The organism is Bdellovibrionota bacterium (assembly GCA_035292885.1).
GTDB lineage: Bacteria > Bdellovibrionota_G > JALEGL01 > JALEGL01 > DATDPG01 > DATDPG01.
Genome location: DATDPG010000079.1, coordinates 16,563 through 33,495 on the forward strand (window position 1 = coordinate 16,563; position 16,933 = coordinate 33,495).

At 55.5% G+C, this 16,933-nt stretch carries 17 protein-coding genes; 2 read left to right on the forward strand and 15 right to left on the reverse strand.

The features are described 5' to 3' along the window. Window positions 1–2: 2 nt before the first annotated feature. Both VI895_06145 and VI895_06150 read left to right on the forward strand, forming a co-directional pair. Entirely contained in the window at window positions 3–1,157 is a 1,155-nt protein-coding gene (locus VI895_06145) for an alkaline phosphatase (GenBank protein ID HLG19382.1), read from the forward strand. Continuing rightward, complete coding sequence (locus VI895_06150) at window positions 1,154–4,348, forward strand: UvrD-helicase domain-containing protein (GenBank protein ID HLG19383.1); 3,195 nt, start codon at window positions 1,154–1,156, stop codon at window positions 4,346–4,348. Before VI895_06145 ends, VI895_06150 begins: the two co-directional genes overlap by 4 nt. 5 nt (window positions 4,349–4,353) lie before the next feature. Here VI895_06150 and VI895_06155 read toward each other — a convergent pair whose 3' ends face one another. From VI895_06155 to VI895_06225, 15 genes are all read right to left on the reverse strand, one after another. Continuing rightward, window positions 4,354–5,121, reverse strand: a complete 768-nt coding sequence (locus VI895_06155) for a nucleotidyl transferase AbiEii/AbiGii toxin family protein (GenBank protein HLG19384.1) — start codon at window positions 5,119–5,121, stop codon at window positions 4,354–4,356. Beyond that, on the reverse strand, window positions 5,076–5,561 hold the full coding sequence (locus VI895_06160; GenBank protein HLG19385.1) for a helix-turn-helix transcriptional regulator: 486 nt from the start codon (window positions 5,559–5,561) through the stop codon (window positions 5,076–5,078). The genes VI895_06155 and VI895_06160 overlap by 46 nt, the downstream gene beginning before the upstream one ends. 81 nt (window positions 5,562–5,642) lie before the next feature. Further along, window positions 5,643–7,724 (reverse strand): tetratricopeptide repeat protein, encoded by a 2,082-nt coding sequence (locus VI895_06165; protein ID HLG19386.1) that lies wholly within the window; start codon window positions 7,722–7,724, stop codon window positions 5,643–5,645. Continuing rightward, window positions 7,721–8,833 carry a molecular chaperone DnaJ gene (gene dnaJ, locus VI895_06170; GenBank protein ID HLG19387.1) on the reverse strand — a complete coding sequence of 371 codons (1,113 nt, stop codon included), beginning with the start codon at window positions 8,831–8,833 and terminating at the stop codon, window positions 7,721–7,723. The genes VI895_06165 and dnaJ overlap by 4 nt, the downstream gene beginning before the upstream one ends. 52 nt (window positions 8,834–8,885) lie before the next feature. Then, entirely contained in the window at window positions 8,886–9,269 is a 384-nt protein-coding gene (locus VI895_06175) for an ATP synthase F0 subunit C (GenBank protein HLG19388.1), read from the reverse strand. Between the two features lie 19 nt (window positions 9,270–9,288). Next, window positions 9,289–10,038 carry a F0F1 ATP synthase subunit A gene (atpB, locus tag VI895_06180; protein HLG19389.1) on the reverse strand — a complete coding sequence of 250 codons (750 nt, stop codon included), beginning with the start codon at window positions 10,036–10,038 and terminating at the stop codon, window positions 9,289–9,291. A 7-nt stretch (window positions 10,039–10,045) separates the two neighbouring features. Beyond that, entirely contained in the window at window positions 10,046–10,411 is a 366-nt protein-coding gene (locus tag VI895_06185) for a hypothetical protein (protein ID HLG19390.1), read from the reverse strand. Between the two features lie 258 nt (window positions 10,412–10,669). Then, the gene (locus tag VI895_06190; GenBank protein HLG19391.1) at window positions 10,670–11,335 is read right to left on the reverse strand and encodes a peroxiredoxin; all 666 of its coding nucleotides are present in this window, start codon (window positions 11,333–11,335) and stop codon (window positions 10,670–10,672) included. Window positions 11,336–11,399: 64 nt separating this feature from the next. Then, the gene (locus tag VI895_06195) at window positions 11,400–11,996 is read right to left on the reverse strand and encodes a hypothetical protein (GenBank protein HLG19392.1); all 597 of its coding nucleotides are present in this window, start codon (window positions 11,994–11,996) and stop codon (window positions 11,400–11,402) included. Between the two features lies 1 nt (window position 11,997). Next, window positions 11,998–12,270, reverse strand: coding sequence for a hypothetical protein (locus tag VI895_06200; protein ID HLG19393.1), 273 nt, complete (start codon window positions 12,268–12,270; stop codon window positions 11,998–12,000). Beyond that, window positions 12,267–13,553 (reverse strand): glutamate-1-semialdehyde 2,1-aminomutase, encoded by a 1,287-nt coding sequence (hemL, locus tag VI895_06205; protein ID HLG19394.1) that lies wholly within the window; start codon window positions 13,551–13,553, stop codon window positions 12,267–12,269. The genes VI895_06200 and hemL overlap by 4 nt, the downstream gene beginning before the upstream one ends. 39 nt (window positions 13,554–13,592) lie before the next feature. Next, window positions 13,593–14,393 carry a tetratricopeptide repeat protein gene (locus tag VI895_06210; GenBank protein HLG19395.1) on the reverse strand — a complete coding sequence of 267 codons (801 nt, stop codon included), beginning with the start codon at window positions 14,391–14,393 and terminating at the stop codon, window positions 13,593–13,595. A 14-nt stretch (window positions 14,394–14,407) separates the two neighbouring features. Next, window positions 14,408–14,935 (reverse strand): protein-methionine-sulfoxide reductase heme-binding subunit MsrQ, encoded by a 528-nt coding sequence (locus tag VI895_06215; protein ID HLG19396.1) that lies wholly within the window; start codon window positions 14,933–14,935, stop codon window positions 14,408–14,410. A gap of 222 nt (window positions 14,936–15,157) precedes the next feature. Beyond that, the gene (gene msrP / locus VI895_06220; GenBank protein ID HLG19397.1) at window positions 15,158–16,102 is read right to left on the reverse strand and encodes a protein-methionine-sulfoxide reductase catalytic subunit MsrP; all 945 of its coding nucleotides are present in this window, start codon (window positions 16,100–16,102) and stop codon (window positions 15,158–15,160) included. Continuing rightward, a partial coding sequence (locus VI895_06225; GenBank protein HLG19398.1) for a DNA gyrase C-terminal beta-propeller domain-containing protein occupies window positions 16,095–16,933 on the reverse strand: 839 nt, incomplete at its 5' end. The genes VI895_06225 and msrP, both read right to left, overlap by 8 nt.

Consider the following 16,933-nt stretch of genomic DNA (forward strand, 5'->3'; position numbering starts at 1 on the left):
CGATGCGATTTTTTATCTTTTTCTTTACTTTGCTGGTTGCGACTTCCGCGCTGGCCGCGAAGAACATCATTCTTTTTATCGGTGACGGCCTCGGAACGACCACGATCACGGCCACGCGCGTTTATTTTCGGTCGGCTCGTGGGAACCTGGCGATTGACCGTTTGCCGTACACCGCCATGCTAAAGACGTATGCCAGCGACAAGGTTGTCACCGACTCCGCGGCTGCGGCCACGGCATTGGCGTCCGGGGTGAAAACCAAGAACGACGTTTTAGGGGAAGACGAGTCCGCCGTTCCCGGTACGAAGGACGGAAAATCGACGATCACCGTAGCCGAACTGGCCAAGAAGGCCGGAAAAGCCGTGGGGCTGGTGACGACCACGCGGATTACACACGCCACGCCGGCGGCCTTTTATGCCCATATTCACCATCGGGATCTTGAAAAGCAGATCGCCGAGGAACTCTTGCATAGCTCCTTCGATCTTTTTCTGGGAGGCGGTCGGAAATATTTTGACGTCGGTCGGCTTCGAAAAGAAGGAGAAATCGAAGTCATTTCAACAGCGGAGGAGCTCGCGACGGTTGGGAAAAAATACGGAAATCTTCCCCCACCGCATCCTATCCTCGGCCTCTTCCATGAGGATCACATGAGCTACGAAAGTGATCGGAAGGCGAAAGGAGTGACGGAACCCTCCCTCCCCGAAATGACGGAAGCGGCCATTGCCATCTTGAGCCGAAACCCTCGCGGCTTTTTCCTGATGGTCGAGGGGGGACGGATCGATCACGCCGCCCACACAAACCGCATACAGGACCTATTGATGGAGACATTCATCTTCGACCGCGCGATCGAACAGGCGCTCGCGCTGACGTCCACGAAGGACACTCTGGTTCTTGTGACGGCCGATCACGAAACCGCCGGCGTTTCGCTGAACGGCTACCCGGACCATGGCCAAGATATTTCCGCTTATCCCTTTCTCACATTTGTTTCGCGGCCTGGGCAGAAGGCCAATCCCACCCTTGCCCTTCCTTACGGAGAGGACGCCTTGCACACCGGGACCGACGTGCCTCTCTACGCGAGCGGCCCCGGCGCGCGTGAAGTGCATGGGACACTCGACAATACCGATCTCTTTCCCATCATGAAAAAGGCGCTCAACTTCAGATGACGGCACCCCATGCACCGTTTCTGCCCGCCGACCAGGCCACGCGTGACCGGGCGATCACGGATCACGCGACCGTTTTTTCCGTCGAGGCGGGGGCGGGGACCGGCAAAACGTCTCTTCTCGCCGCTCGATATGTAGCCCTTGTCGAACAGCAGCGGGCAAGTTCGACACAAATCGTGGCGATTACGTTCACCGAGAAAGCGGCGTGGGAATTAAAAGAGAGGATCCGTTCCTTCCTCGCCGAAAAGAAACTCGCGTCGGCGCTTCACGAATTGGACCGCGCGCCGATCTCCACGATTCATGCGTTCGCCGCCTCGCTTCTTCGCGAGCGGCCGATCGACGCGGGAATCGATCCCAACTTCGAGCAGTTGGACGGCATCGCCGCCGATCTGTTCCGACGGAAATGTTACGACCGCTGGCTTCCACAAGCTCTTGAGAAGAATCCAGGACCCTTCAGCCGCGCGATCGCCGCCGGTCTGTCGTTCTCCCATATCCAGGAGACCGCATTTGCTCTGTACGACCATCGCGACGTTATCGCCCAAATTCCGCCGTTCCCCCCTTCCCCCGACATGGAAAATCTCTTTCGCGAGTTGGCGGCCGAATCGGAAAGACTCTGGGGCTTGGCAACGCGCGAATGCGTCGATACGGAGGATGAAGGTTACCGGCAGATCGAACGGTTTTATCGCGAAGTCCGGGCCGCGCGAGCCGCATCGGTTGAGGGAAAAGAACGGGCCCTCCTTCTTCGAATCGATCCGAAACCGAAGGGGAACCAAAAACGCTGGGCGCGCGCCGATGCGTGTCGTGAACAACGCGCGGCGATGACGGCGCTCGCCGGCCGGCTTGAAAAGACGAAAGAGACGCTGCGCGAATCGATCGCCGGGGAATTGATCGGTTGGCTTTCGGATTTCGTCCTCTTTGTGGAGGCGGAGAAGCGCCGGTCGGGAAAACTCGATTTCGATGATCTTCTGTTTCTCGCGCGCGACCTTCTGAAACGGATTCCGGATGTTCGCAGCTACTTTCAGCGGCGCTACCGGTACTTCCTCGTGGACGAGTTCCAGGACACCGATCCGGTTCAAGCCGAGATTCTTTGGCTTCTCGCTTCCGACGCTCCGGGCGCCGCACACTGGTCCGCGTGGCCGATCAAGCCGGGCGTGCTTTTTCTGGTGGGGGATGGAAAGCAGTCGATCTACCGCTTTCGACGGGCGGATATCGACACGTATACCTCGGCGACCACCTCCGTGGCCGGTCAGGGAGAACGCCTCACGATTCACCAGAGCTTTCGTTCGGGCAAGTCGGTGATCGAATGGGTGAATCTGACCTTCGGCCCGATTTTGAAAGAGATGTATTCGCCGCTCATCGCCGATCCGCGCCATGTTTCGGCCGCCCATCGCAAAGCGGTGGTGCTTCTTGAACCGCCCGAGCTTCCGGCGGAGGGGTCCACGACGGAGACCCGCCGGTTGGAGGCGGAAGCCGTCGCGGCGTTTCTTCGGAAAATCCTCGATTCCGGCGAGCCTTTGGTATTCGACAAAACGAAAAACGGTTTGCGTCCGGTAGAGGCCGGGGATATCGCGCTTCTCTTTCCCACCACCACCGACATCGATCTTTTTGAGGAAACGCTTCGCCGCTACGATCTCCCTTTTTCTCTGGAAGGAGGACATCTTTTTTACGCGAGGGCCGAGATACATGCCGCTTTGATGACCTTGGAGGCGATTGAACACCCCACTGACCCGGTCGCCGTCGCCGCATCTCTCCGGTCCGTTCTTTTCGGTCTCTCGGACACGGAGCTCTTTGATCTGGCGTCACTTCATCCCACGCTGGATTATCGAAACGCCGATCTTGTGCGACTGAAAGATCCCGCCAAGAGCGCATTCGAGGTTTTGCGGCAGCTTCACGTTCGACGGAATCTCCTGAGGCCCTCTCAACTCCTGATGGAACTCTACCGATTGACGTCCGCCATCCCCCTGTCGCTCACCCGCCGGCATGGGGAACAGGCGGCGGCCAATTTAAATACCCTCGCTATGTTGGCGCGCAGTTTGGAGCGCGATCCGGCCTTGACGCTCGATCGATTTTTCCGATGGGCGGTGGAACGGACGGAGGAAAGGGATCAGCAGGCGGAATCCGCCCTCTCCGATGAAGGGAGTGACCGCCTCCGACTTTTGACGGTTCACAAAGCCAAGGGATTGGAGTTTCCGGTCGTCGTTCTAGCGAATTTGGCCGCTCGAAAGGACCATGGAGACAACGTGGTCGCCGATCGCCTTCATCCCATGCTGGCGATCCGGTCCGGGTCCAAAAAAATGGGACGATTCCAAACCGCCAATTTCAAAGAAGCGGAAAAAAGGGAGAAGACTCGAAGGGAAGAGGAAAACCGGCGCCTGCTTTACGTCGCCGCCACTCGCACCCGGGATTTATTGGTGATTCCGAAATTTTTGACCGAAAGGACCTCCCCTCTCTGGACCCTCTTGGAAGAAGGGTGGGCGGCGGGAGAGAGTCTCGTCGAACGGGTGCCGTTTTCTTCGTTGCCCGTTCGGATAGAGGAAGGAAATCAACCGCCCGAAGATCAAAAAGGAAGCCGGACGTTCTCGTCACGCCTGGTTCAGCGCCGTGCGGAAGTTTTGCGCGGGATCGAGATGCGGAAACAAGGCTGGGTCCCTGGGCTTCTCCTTCAGACGGCAACACGCCTCGTCGAACCCTTCGGGCAGCCGGCCTTGAAGAAGAGCGCCGGGCCGGCGTTCGGCCGCCGATTCGGCTCGGCATTGCATCGCATCCTCGAAAAAGCGGATTTCAACGACCGATCCCTGCTGCCGGCCCTTTGCGCTCGAATGGCGAGAGAGGAGTCGATTCCGAATGCCTCCGGCGAACTTGAAACCGTCGCGCGGACAGCTCTCGATTCCCCGATTCTTGGCCGGATCCGCCGTGCGGAGAAAATTTACCGGGAGTGTCCGTTTTCACTCAACAAAGCGGGGGTCCTCTATGAGGGCGTGATCGATCTCGTCTTTGAGGAAAAGAGCGCTCTCGTTCTGGTCGATTACAAAACCGACGCCATATCCAAAGACCAGATCCCCGAACGGGCGAGGCACTACGAGCCGCAACTTCGGATTTATCGAGAGGCTCTTGAAACGATTTCCGGCAAGAAGGTCGCCGAGTCTCTTCTCTTCTTCGTCCGATTGGGCCGGACGGCCGCCGTCGTAATTTAGGGACACTAAATCAGTCGTTTAACTTGCTTCAATAGGTCCTTCAGTGGCGGTGCCGGCTGATTCTTCAAATACAAGCTAAGCCCTTTAAGAAATGATTTTTGAAAGCTGATCAACTGCGCGTGCACGTTCTTCGGGGTTACTTGGGGATCGAGCGAAAAATCGCATGCCTCTTCTCGAAGAATTGTATTCGAAACACTCATGAGAAGAGTTTCACCCGTCAGACCACCGTCGATTTCGTGTCCAACCTGGATAAGTCTTTCGTATGTGAGTCCGTCCATGTGTTCAAATAGCCACAGGAGATCGAAGAGATCTTTTTCACTGCAGCGACTTACGAGCGTGGACGATTTCATCATCAGTAGTGTGTGTAGATCCGCTACAACGAGTCCGTCATTGAGCGAATGGAACCGGCCCACGCGGAAGAGATTTTGATCTAGGACGATATCTACTGTGAACCTTTTTTGATCTAAAAGGCACGTCGCTTTGTAAAACTGCGCCGCATGAAACTCCCTCTCAAACACCGTACCGATCCCTTGTAGAGATTGAACCGCCGCATGGGTCGCCTTTTGGCTGGTTTCATCAGCCGTGAAAAGATCGAGATCGTCCGACCGGCGGTGTCCTGCGTAAAAACCAGCTAGAGCCGTGCCTCCGACAAGGGCGCAACCGGAAAGTTTCTGGAGAAAAATGTGTTTGAGCGCTTTGTAAAGCGGTGGCGGCAGAATTCGTTCCGCTAAATCAGACCGAGATTTTTCTGAAGCTTCCAAACTCTCTCCCATTCTTTGCGTTGAACCGCCTCGATGAATCGTTTGTAAACAGGAAACTTGGTCCATACTCGGTTCCCTGCTATGGCCGCGGCTTGGAAAAGACCGTACACTTGGACAAGCCGCGCGATCGCAGGCGATTCGCAGCGCAACAGCGCGACGGAAAACCGTGCGAGCGACGGATAGAGGCGGTCCCAAAGAAGTGACGTTTCCAGGGACGCGACTTCCTTGGGTTCCGAGAGCATCGGAAGCGGTTCACGTAGTACTTCCAAGCTGACCCCGAGCGTCTTGGCCAGGCGATACAGATGTTGCGCTTTCAAATGAATATCGCCCCCGGGTTCCGTGCCTTTAAACCAAAGAGAGACGGCCTGCCGGCGAACACCAGCCATCTTTGCCAAATCCGACTGATTGAGTCCCCGGAGTTCGGCCAGGGTCTTGAGCGTCTGTAAATTCACTTAGTTACGATGAACCGGAGTTAGGACGTTTGTCAAGTGTACTTGACAAAATAAAAACGAAAATCCTTATATTACAAACACTTACTTCTTTGTAAGACGATCGATTTCTTTTTGGGCTGTCTTGGCTTCCGGGCCTTTCGGGTAGTGTTTGAGATACGCCCTATATTGGAAAATCGCTTCCTTCTTTTTCCTTTGTTTCGCGTAGGCCTGGCCTAAACCAAAAAGCGCGTCGGCGTCTTTCGGGCGCTTCTTAAGAACCGATTGGTATTCCTTGATCGCTTCGTCGACTTGGCCTTCTTGAAGAAGAAGTTTTCCTCGATCGATGTTCCTTGAGGCTTTGGTGACCTCCGCGCCGGAATCGAGCTGAATGGATTTTCCATAGGCTTCGATGGCTTTGTCTGATTTACCGACTTTGGAGTACGCCTGGCCGAGGTAGTTTTGAGCGTCGGTGTTCTTCGGATCGAGAGAGACGGCCTTTTCTAATTCTCCAATCGCGTTCGGATATTCCTCCCGCTGGAAATAGACCATGCCGAGGTTGAAGCGAGCGGATGAATCTTTCGGATTCAGATCCAGCGCTCTTTGCAATTCGATCGCCGCGCCGGCGAACTGTTTTTTCTGGAGGTAGGCGATGCCGAGATTGGTATGCGCCTGTTGATAATCGGGTTTGATCGACGTGGCGCGCTCAAATTTGACCATCGCTCGGTCGACGTCGTCCGCTCTTGCGTACGCCATGCCGGCGTTGTAGTAAAGCGTCGCGTCCTTCTGCGCCAGTTCCGCCGCGCGCTCGTACGCCGAACCCGATTCGTTAAATTTCCCGAGTTCAAATAGGGCGGCGCCATAGTTCTTCCACGCTTCCAAATCGTTGGGCCGTTTTTGAGTGACCTTTTCCAGATTGCCCGCCGCCTCGTTCCACTTCTTTTGCTGAATTCGGACGGCCGCGAGATTGTACCCAGCGTCCATATTTTCGCCGTCGAGATCGAGCGCCTTTTGAAAGGCGTTTTCTCCCAACGCCGGTTCCTTCTTTTGGACATAGGCGACGCCCAAATCAAAATAGGCGGCACTTAATTTCGGATCGATCCGCGTCGCGGTTTCGAGCGATCGAATCGCATTTGCGAGATCGCCATTCTTGAGTTGAAGCGCCCCCAATTGGCGATGCGCCTGGGCGCTCTTCGGATCCAGTTTCACCGCGTTCAAGAGAAAAGGCGCCGCTTCTTTATTCTTTCCTTTTTGCAACAAGATCGAGCCGACGGCGAGCTGGGCTGTCCCATCGGCCGGTTTCCGTTTCACCACCTCCCGATAGGCCTTTTCGGCCTCGTCATTCTTGCCGCTCTCCAACTGAATCGCGCCGATAAGCCGCCAGGCTTCGGTCATATGGGGATCGAGCGAAATCGCGTTTTCTACCTCCGGAAGGGCCTCCGCCTTAAGGCCTTGGTGATAGAGCGCCGCGCCCAGACCATAATGGCTCTCCGCATGCTTCGGCTTTTTTCCCAACACCGCGCGGAATTCCTGTTCGGCCCGCCGGTACTGGCCGTCGGCGAGATAGGCCTTTCCCAAGTATTCGTGCGGCGCTACGAGAGCGGGATTGAGTTCCTCGGCCCGGCGGAAGCTGTCGACCGCATCTTTTGTCTTGTTTTGCCGCCATTGGATTTGACCTAAGCCCATCCAGATCTCGAAGCGCTTGGGCATCAGCTGCGCGGCCCTTTGAATCATCTCCTCCGCGCGTTCCATTTTGTTCTGGCGGATATAGATGGCCCCCATGTTGAAATAGGCTTCGCCGAAATCGGCTTTGAGCTCCGCCGCCCGTTGATACGAGATCAGCGCGGCGTCATATTTTTTCTGCGCGGAGTAGACGCTTCCCAAGCCATAATGCGAATCGGCGTAGTTGGGATTGATTTTGAGCGCATTTTTGAATGCGGCTTCGGCTTCCACTTGGTTTTCCGTTCCCAAGTAAGCCATGCCGAGGTTGTGAAGAAACTCCACCCGCTTTGGTTCCAGAACGATCGCGCGCTTAAATTCGGAGATCGCCTGCGGATATTGTTTGGTCTTTAGGTATTCGGTTCCGAGGTGGAAATAGCGAACGGCCGCGGCGTCCTGTCCGACGGCGTTGTGCGTCGCCGCAAAAAGGGTCATGAAAAACAACAAAAGAACGCGAAGGCGGCTCATTTCTTTTTTTTCAATCTGCCCAAAAGGCTCTCTCTCGGGCCTGTGATATTTTCGCCTGCCTCCTCCGCAAATGCACGAAGAAGTTCTTCCTGCTTTTTGGTCAGCCGCTGGGGGATCGTGACCTTAATCTCCATATAATGGTTGCCCCGCCCCTGCCTTCTCAGGCGCGGCACCCCCTTTTCTTTCAGTGTGACGACATCTCCGGATTGTGTTCCCCGGGCGATTTGAACTCGCTCGGGCCCGTCGATCGTTTCCACCTCGACTTCGGTGCCCAGCGCCGCCTGTGACATGCCGATTTCGACCTGCGTGTAAAGATGCTCTCCTTCCCGCCGAAAGCGGGGATCCGGTTGGACCCGAAGGGCCACGTATAGATCCCCGGCCGGTCCGCCGCGGGATCCGCCCTCCCCTTCTCCGGCCAGTCGCACCTGAATCCCGTTGTCCACGCCGGGAGGGATCATGACCTGAACTTTTTTCTTTTCCGATGTTCGCCCTTCACCATCACAGATTTTGCACGGGTGCGTCACCATCCGCCCGGTGCCCCGGCAACGCGGGCAGGTGGTCTGGACGGAGAAAAACCCTTGGACGTGGCGAACCTGGCCGTGGCCGCCGCAGGTTCCGCACACGATGGGGGCGTGGCCGGACTCCGCGCCTATTTCATTGCAGGATTTGCAGGCGATCGATCGTTCGACGTCGATCTCGCGGACGCAACCGAAGATCGCGTCGCGAAAGGAGATTTCGAGGCCGGTTTGGAGATCCCCACCGGACATCGGTCCGTGCCTCCGGCGATGCCCCCCGCCCGAACCAAATCCGAAAAAGGAATCGAAGAGATCGGAGAAACTCGAGAAAACGTCCTCGACGCCCGAAAAACCTTGAAAGCCCCGGCCGCGCAGCCCCTCGTGCCCGAACTGGTCGTAGATTCGGCGCTTCTCGGCGTCGTGGAGGACCTCGTAGGCCTCCGAGGCCTCCTTGAATTTCTCTTCCGCCTCGGCGTTTCCGGGATTTAGGTCCGGATGGTATTGCTTGGCAAGCTGGCGGTAGGACTTCTTGATCTCCGCCTCGGACGCTGTGCGCGGGACGGATAAAATCTCGTAGTAATCCCGTTTGGTCACAGATGCACTACAAGATAAGTACGCCCCGCCGTTTCACAAGGCGTTGGTTCTCTTAAAACTTCAGCGCAAGCACGAACGCGATGACCCAAGCGTAGATGACCAGTGACTCAATAAACACAAGGCCGAGCATCCATGGGAGAAACATCTTTTCCGCCGCGCCGGGGTTTCGCGAAATGCCAGTTACCGCAGCAGCCAGCACTCTACTCTGGCCCAAGGCCCCTCCAAAAGCAGCAACAGCAATGGCAATGCCGGCTGTAAAGCCCAACCACTTTTGCACATCGCTGCTTAAACGCGATTTTCCGGCGTCCTGTTCCGCCCCCGTTGCCGTTGGCGCCGCGGCCCCTTCTTGCTCCGCAAAAGCAACTACCGGCAATGCTACCCACAGCGCCAAGAAAGAGCCGACGATCACCTTTTTCCAAATAATCCACTTACACATGTCCAACCATTCTCCTTTCTTAATGTTTATGGGCAACGGCGCCCGAAATGTAAACCGTCGTTAACAAGGTAAAAATAAACGCCTGCATGAATGAGACGAACACCCCCAAAAGCATGAAAGGAATCGGGACCACATACGGCACCAGTCCCGAAAAGATTCCTACGACCAGATGGTCGGCAAAGATGTTGGCGTACAACCGGACTGAGAGTGTAACCGGACGTATGACAATCGCCAAAAGTTCAATTGGCACGTACAGGGCATTCAGCAGGAGAACGGACAACACGATTCCCACCCATTTGATGGGGCTTTTCGATCGGCCGAGCGAGATGGGTGCAACGAAGTGTGTGAAATAGGCTATTCCGTGTTCTCGAAAGCCGAAGTAATTAAATGCGAGAAATGAAATCGTGGCTAATGCAGCGCCCGTAACCCAGTTTTCCGTCGGCGGAAGAAAGCCAGGGATCAAGCCGATTAAATTGCAGACAAATAGGAAGAAAAAAATCGAGCCGACAAATGGAAGATATTTTCTCCCACCATGGCCAATGATTTCCTCGCATAGCGCCGTCCACATATTTAGAAATACTTCAAAAATCGACTTGAGACTGAATCTCCCATCGGGAACGACATTTCGCTTTGCGTCTCGGAGACCAGGATAGAGAAATATCGTTCCCCCTGCCAGAAGGACCATACCGAATCCTGCGGTTACTACATGGAGATTTCGGTGGTCGACGCCGGGGAAGTACGCCTGAAAAAATGTAAAAGGATGCTCCATTGCGTCCTCAAGCCGAGAGCTGATGCGCTACCCGTCCCGTGGCGACCAAGGTGGTGAGAACCACCGCCGAAGCACCCAGGCCGAAAGCCACAATGTTCACGGGCAAATATTTCAAAAGGAGAAATCCTGCGCCAAGAAATAGAGCCAGTTTCACCCCAAGCAATACTGTGGCGATCATCACTTTGATACCGCCTCCCCCAAAAATCAAAAGCGCCAACCTCCTCAATACGTAAAAGTTCAGCGCCATGAGGCCCGCGCCAGCAGCTACACCAAACGTCACGTGACTCGACAACCAGAATATGCTCACGAGGGACGCTATCGCGGCCATGGAAAGATTGGCCCGATCTACCTTTTGGAATGCGATTTCCTTCATGGTTGGTTCAACTTCCGAATAATCTCCCTTATCAATGTCCAGGCTACAACACCCCCTAACATTAAGCCCCCAATTGCAGCCCAAGGTGTAATGCCGTAGCGCTGGTCGATCCAGAGGCCACCGGCGGCGCCCACTCCCGGAGCCAACACCGCTTCCGTCGCGCGTGCGCCTAACTGTAACCAGAGACCTGTCGGTCGGTGGATTTGCATATCCTCCCATACCGCGAAGGTGGCGTTTTTACAGCAAAAAATCGCTAAGTCAAGCGGGCAGCGACTTTCGGCTCAAATAGAAGTCAAGTCGTTCCACATCTTTGGCTGCCATGCGATCCGCCACGTCCTTTTCCGTCTTGGGCGGAGGAACGATGACCTTGTCTCCCGGTTTCCAGTTCACCGGGCAAGCCACGGAATGTTCGTCCGCTGTCTGGAGAGCGTCGATCAAGCGTACGATTTCGTCGATGTTCCTCCCCACATTGAGGGGGTAGTAAACCATCGCCCGAATGGTCCGTTTCGGGTCAATCACAAAAACCGCCCGCACGGTGACCGTGGAGCTTTCACCGGGATGAATCATCCCGTATTTTTGCGCGACCGCCATATTGGAATCCGCAATCATGGGGTAATTGATTTGCGCATCCAGAATCTTGTGCAAATTCTCCCGCCAGGCCAGATGGGCGTGCACGCTATCGATCGACAATCCGATGAGCTTGACGTTCCGTTTGGCGAATTCCGATTCCCGGCGCGCAAATTCCGTCAGTTCGGTCGAACAGACCGGCGTAAAATCGGCCGGATGGGAGAATAGAACCACCCACTTCCCTTGGCTCCATTTGCTGAATGTAATCTCTCCCTGCGTTGTATTGGCTGTAAAATCCGGCGCGCTATCTCCGATTCGGGGAATTCCCGCGCGCGGTTCCGTATTTGTTGGCTCCATCGTGTTCTCCTTCAGTTTGATTTGAAGCGGATCCTAGCCCAGATCCGGCTAGAGGGAAAATTGCTTACGCCGGGGAGGCCCCGGAAAGTCCTGCTTCGGCCAATGCTTTCCGCAGGAGGTCGGAAATAGCCAGGTTCGTGGCCCAATTTCCTAAGTAGCTGAATTCGAGGCGATCTGATTGTACCTTAAGAACACCAATGACATCGCGCCACTGGCGATCGGAGACTTCGCCGCCCTTTCGGTACCAGCAAAGTTTGTTCAAAACGACGTCTTCTGGAGTCGACATGACAAGGCTTGTTGCCGCATCCTTCACGACAGGAACCAGCCGCCGCCGGGACAGCTGCTCTCCTTCATAGGCCGAATCCCCGGCACAATAAATATCGATCTTGAGTGCTGTTGAAAAATGGACAAGATTGAAAGCTCGGTGTCGTCGGATGGCCTCGATTACGGCCGTTTCACTCACGTAAAAATCTTTCTCTGCCCATACAATCCACTCTTTCGCTCGCACTTCGGAAAGCTGAGCCACGATATCAACGTCGTTTGTCGAGCGAGGCTCCCCGAGGATTGAACTCGCGACGGAACCGACAACAAAGTACGGAATCTTAAATTGTTCAAAGCTTTGTGCAACTTGAAGAGCGACCTGAATGACCTCAGGGAGCAACCTAATATCCCTTAACCGCCGGATCCCAGCCAAAGACCTCCACCATCGTGGCTCGATTCAGACGAAGCGCCGCCTCACGAAGGAACATTTCGCGTTCTGTCGCTTCCGGATGACGTTCAAGGATTCCGATGTTCGCAAGATGCCTGACCGCTGCATTCAACTCGCCCATTCTCTCCAGTTTCTTCCACGGGGGCATTTCTCGATACAATTCAAACATCTTTCGATCGATCTCCACCGACGTATCCTCGGACTGCGGGCGGTATCCGACACTCATAGTCTTCTCAACACTCGTTCGTGGGCGTCGATCGTCTTTTCGATGTCGTCGTCGGTATGCGCGGTCGAGAGGAACCACGCTTCGAATGGAGACGGCGGGATGTAGATCCCCTCTTCCTGCATCCCGTGAAAATATTTGGAAAAGAGCCGTTTGTTGGCGGTCTGGGCCTCGGCGAAATTCCGAACCGGCCCCTTGCAGAAAAAGATCGTGAACATGGAACCGGCGCGATTCACCGTCACCGGCACATCCATTCTTTCGGACCGGCGCTTGAGCTCATCCGCCAAATATCGCGTACGGTAATCCAGCGTTTGAAACGTCTCGGGCTCCCGAAGAAGTTTGAGCGTCTTGATTCCCCCGGCCATGGCGATCGGGTTGCCCGAAAGCGTGCCGGCTTGATAAACCGACCCGCTGGGAGCGACTTGCTCCATTAAGTCCTTTCGGCCGCCGTAGGCTCCGACCGGCAAACCTCCTCCGATGACTTTCCCGAGGCAGGTCAGGTCGGCGCGGATATGAAAGAGTTCCTGCGCTCCTCCCATCGCCAGGCGAAAGCCGGTCATCACCTCGTCGAAGATCAGCAAGGCTCCACAGGCGGTCGCCGTCTCCCGTAGACCTTCTAAGAAACCCGATTCGGGATTCACCACCCCCATGTTGCCGGCCACCGGTTCGACAATGATGGCCGCATATCCCCGAGGGTCCTGTTCAAACGCCCGACGGACCGCATCCAGGTCGTTGAAGGGAACGCTTACGGTAAAACCGGTGGCCTCCGGCGGTATGCCGGGCGAGTTCGGCAAGCCGAGTGTCGCCACACCGGAACCGGCTTGAACGAGTAAGGCATCCACGTGGCCGTGATAACAGCCGTCAAACTTGAGAATCTTTTTTCGATCGGTGGCCGCGCGCGCGAGCCGTACGGCCGACATCGTGGCCTCTGTCCCGGAGTTCACGAACCTGATCATATCCATCGACGGAAATGCGTCGGTGGTTAATTTCGCAAGCTCGAGTTCAAATCCGGTAGGAGCGCCGAAGGATGTTCCCCTTTCCAGCGCCTTTCGGATTTTTTCTAAAACCTCCGGATGAGCGTGGCCGACGATCAACGGCCCCCAGCTCATGACGTAATCGATAAATTCCCGGCCGTCGGCGTCGTAGATCTTCGAACCCTTTGCCCGCTCGATGAATAGCGGCTCGCCTTCGACCGATTGATACGACCGTACGGGGGAGTTAACGCCTCCGGGCATCAATTTCACCGAAGCGTTCATCAATTCTTTGGAGAGGGGACCTGCACCCATACTCTTAGTATAGGTCAGAAACCGGTCAAAAAAGAAGCCTCACCTCAAGTGGCTTCCCGGGGCCAAGGTCATCTTCTTCTTTTCCCGCTGCGCCAGGGCCTGAAGGCGGATCTCCACGACCTTCGGGGAGGGATAGTCCTTTTGCACCGACTCGTACCGAAGGCGGGCGTTCTCAAAATCGTTCATCTCTTCGTAGGCATTCCCCATGCCGAACACAGCCTGCGTTCGAAACGACGATTTGGGATAGCGGCCGACCATCTCACGGTACGCCTGAATGGCGTCCTCGTATTTGCCGTTGATGTAGGCGTTGTTTCCCATCTGAAAGTAAACCTCGTCAAGATTTTCCTTGGGATACTTGCTCACGAGAGCTTGATACTCGATCGCCGCTTGATCGTAATTGTGCAGCAATGTGTAACATTGGGCGATTTCGAATTGGTACATCGCCGCTTCCGCCGGTGGAGCATTGGCGCGGATGAGCTTTTCATATTCGATGATCGCCTGGCGGTAATTGGCGAAGTGGTTTTTCTGGATCTCCGCCACCCGCCTCTGGGCCTTCATCGTGTATTCGCTGACGGGATAATTCGAAACCAGCATCTGGAACGTGGCGATTGCTTTCGCAGGTTCATTTAAAATCATCTGTTGAATGTTGCCGGCCTCGAACAGCGCCTCCGGCGCCCGGCGATGTTCGGGATGGCTTCGGACGAACGAAAGATAGAATTCAATCGCGTTGTAAAATTTCTGATGGCGGACCATCTCCTTCGCCGCGCGAAAATCTCCGGTCGAACAGCTCCAAAGCGAGAGCAACATGAGCATGACCGAGAACCGCATTCGTTGTTGCACGCTGGGATGCTGCCTCAGGCGACTGCGCGCTGCAAGGGAAGTTTCTTTCGCGCAAATTCGAAAAGCCGGTAACCGAGAAGAAGCGCGACGATTCCGCCGTAAATGAGCGGTCGCCGGATGTCCGCCTTCACCAGCCAAAGGTAATGAATCACGCCGCCGATCGCCGTCAGGTAGATCAGCCGGTGGATCCGTTGCCATCTCTTGCCACCCAAACGCTGGACCCAACGGTTCGTCGACGTGATCGCGAGCGGGATCATGATAACAAAGGCCGTAAATCCCACGGTGATAAACGGGCGTTTGGCCACATCCGATAGGATTTCGGCGATGTTAAAGAAATGATCGAACACGACGAACGTCAGGAAATGTAAGCTGCCGTAGAAAAATGCATAGAGGCCGATCATCCGGCGATATCGAACGAGGGCGTTCCAATGGAAGAGTTTCCGAATCGGCGTGATCGCCAGCGTCAAAACCACGAACCGGAGCGTCCAATCCCCGGTTGTGTCTGTGATGTCATCCAACGGATTCGCGCTTAATCTGCCCATGAATCCTTTCATGACCAGAATGAGCAGCGGGATTAGACATGTAATAAAAATAATTGGTTTTGAGAGGCGCTTCACGATGTAACCCCATATGAGAGTTCAAGCAATGCAGGCGGCTGGCTCGTCGGGGATACCCCAGTCCACGCGCAGGAACGCGCATGGACTTGGGGGGTCCCGACGAGACCGGAGCCCGCCGTCATTTCTAGAACAATCCGCACCGGTTCATCAAAAAAATTTCTTTAGGTCCATCCCCGTGTACAGGCTCGCCACTTGATCGCCGTAGCCGTTGAAAATCAGCGTGTCGCGCTTGAAAAATTCACCGAGCCGCCGTTCTTTTCTCTGGCTCCACCGGGGATGATCCACATTCGGATTTACGTTCGAATAAAACCCATACTCGGTCGGCGCGCTTTTGGCCCAGGTCGTGAGCGGCTGTTTTTCGACGAATTTAATTTTTACGATCGACTTGATGCTCTTAAAACCATATTTCCAGGGAACGACCAGGCGGATCGGCGCGCCGTCCTGGTTCGGAAGTGGCTTGCCATAAAGTCCGGTGACCATAAGCGTAAGGGAATTCGTCGCTTCGTCCATCCGGAGCCCCTCCACATAGGGCCAGTCCAAAACATCCCTTTTTTGACCCGGCATCTGTTGGGGATCCAAGAGCGTCGTGAATTCCACGAACTTCGCGTTGGACGTCGGATCCAGACGCTTGATCAGATCCGCAAGGGGAAATCCCAGCCAGGGAACCACCATTGACCACCCTTCCACGCATCGGTGACGGTAAATCCGTTCTTCCAGAGCAAACGGCCGGAACAGTTCGTCCAAATCATAGACCCGCGGCTTCTTGACGAACCCTTCGACCGACATTTTCCACGGTTTGGTTTTGAAATTCTTTGCGAACTTTGAAGGGTCGTCTTTGTCGGTACCGAACTCGTAGAAGTTGTTGTACGTCGTAACCTGCTCGATCGGTGTCAGCTTGTCGTTTTTGTCCGGCTCCGAAAACAGGCTCTTGGCTAAGACCGATTGAATACCACGAGGCCACGCGAGATCCAGAGACCACGCGGCGGCTGCCCCGGAAATCGCTGTTAAGAACCTCCGTCGGTTACGGTAAAGCGTTTCGTCGGTAATTTCGGATGATCTCGGTTCCGATAATTGCACGGAAATGTTAGGCATTCCCCGGCGGAAGCTCTTCGTCTTCGTCCTCTGGGACGATCTTCGCCAGCGCGACCAGGCGCTCTTTTTCTTGAAGGTGGATAAGGCGGACGCCCTGTGTGGCGCGGCCGATGACGGAGATCTCTTTGGCCTTCGTTCGAATCAGCTGCCCCTGATCCGAGATCAGCATGACGTCGTCGTCGTCGGTGACCTGGGCTACGCCGACAACCGGGCCGTTTTTGTCCGTGACGCGCATCGTCATGATCCCTTTGCCGCCGCGCGACTGGACGCGGTATTCTTTCGTCTCCGTCCGTTTTCCGTAGCCGTATTCCGTCGCCGTCAGAACCGTCCCTTCGGACGTAAAAACCTCCATTCCGACCACGACGTCCTCTTTATCGAGGTCGATTCCCCAGACGCCGACCGCCTGCCTCCCGGTGGGACGAACCTCGCCTTCTTTGAATCGAATCGCCTGCCCCTGTTTGGTCGCCAGAAAAATGTCCGACTTGCCGTCGGTCAGTGTGGCGGCGATCATCCGGTCCCCTTCTTCAATGCCGCACGCGATGATTCCGCTGGCGCGCGGGTTCGAATAGGCCATGAGATCGGTCTTCTTGATGATTCCGTTCTTCGTCGCCATGACGACGTATTGCCCTTCCACAAATTCTTTCACCGGCAGAATCGCCGCCGCCTTTTCCTCCTGGGCCATCTGCACCAAATTCACGATCGGCTTTCCTTTGGCCGCACGCCCCGCTTGCGGGATCTCGTGCACTTTGACCCAGTAAAGTTTTCCCCGGTCGGAGAAAATGAGAACGTACGTGTGCGTGGAGGCGACAAAGAGCGATGTGACGAAGTCCT